The sequence below is a fragment of the Pseudoflavonifractor phocaeensis genome (assembly GCF_016901955.1).
GTDB lineage: Bacteria > Bacillota > Clostridia > Oscillospirales > Oscillospiraceae > Flavonifractor > Flavonifractor phocaeensis_A.
On the sequence record NZ_JACJLC010000195.1, the window covers coordinates 1 to 1,263 of the forward strand.

Genomic DNA, 1,263 nt, shown 5'->3' on the forward strand with positions numbered 1-1,263 from the left:
CTGACAGCTTCTTCTCTTTTGCCTTTTGCCCTGAAAACTTCGATGTTGGCAGGGCCGGTTTCGTGCACCCTTTTTCATCTGTCCTGAACCGTTACCTGCTTTCACACTACCTCCAGTCGCCCAGGATCAGATACCGCTTTCCCTTGGCGTCTTTGAGCAGCTGATGGATGGAGTCGTGCTGTGCATTGGTGACCTGGATCACATAGCGGATGCGTTTTTCTTCGCTGACCTTTTTGCCGCCCTCCTTCCAGTAGGGATCCTGCATCAGAACTGTATTGCGGCCCGGCGGGATCATATCCTTGGCAAAGCACGCTTCGGCAACCACCAGTTTGACGCCGTCCTTCATGGGCAAATGGTTTCGGTGATACTGGATGGTCTTGCTACTCACCAACAACTCCACGATTTTGTGCCCGGCGTAAGCCATGACTTCGGGCAAGCTGAGGATCAGGTAGAGCTGCCGTATATTGGTGGGTTTTTTGTGTACTACTTGCAGCGGACGATTGTCATCTCCGGTGTCCCGTTCCTCCCGCCGGTCCTGGTTGTCCGGATCGTTCTGCGGCAGCTGCTTATCCTTACGCCGTGATTCCGTGTCATCCCGGGAACCGATATCTAAAAGATCCTCCTCAGCCCATCCCTGGCCTGACAGATCCAGATGCATGATCTGATGGTAGGGAGACTCCTCTGCATGGCTGCAGCCGCTGATGTGTTTTTGATCCTGAAATGCCTGACGAAAGTGGGGGCTTACGCGCTCCGATCCCAGCACCAGGTGCACAGGGCAGAGGCATCTTTTTCCGTTCCTGTCCGTACCGCTGCAGCGATAAACCTTATAGGGATCGAGCGTTGGATCGTCTGCGCACACGATCTGCTCTATACCTATGTCATCTATCTCAAACGCCTCGTAAGCCATGGCATCCTCCGATTGAAAAAGTTGTCTGTTGACATCATATCATACGATCTTGCAAAATCAATCATCCGAGAATAAAGTTAATACTTTGTTTACAGAATGCTGAAATTTGAATAACAGCAGGGGAATAGGTTGATTATTTGTTTTGACCCAGAGCATCAAAGCGTCAGAATTATAACCGTTTGGCGCAGCGTAACCGGCCCCTTAAAAGTTGTACATGCGGTGTTATTGTGGTATACTGATTACAGAAAAATGAGTCCTGCAATAAAAGTCAATAGTTGAAATGAAAAAAGTCCCGCAAAATTTGTGTGACTGAAAAAGAGCATAACAAAACAGACTGGAGAAAAAGATTCGCCAGC

General features: G+C 49.3%; 1 protein-coding gene. It reads right to left on the bottom strand.

Annotated elements, in window-relative coordinates:
- Window positions 1–106 precede the first annotated feature (106 nt).
- Window positions 107–772, bottom strand: coding sequence for a hypothetical protein (locus H6B51_RS17100; protein WP_204884793.1), 666 nt, complete (start codon window positions 770–772; stop codon window positions 107–109).
- Between the last annotated feature and the right edge of the window lie 491 nt (window positions 773–1,263).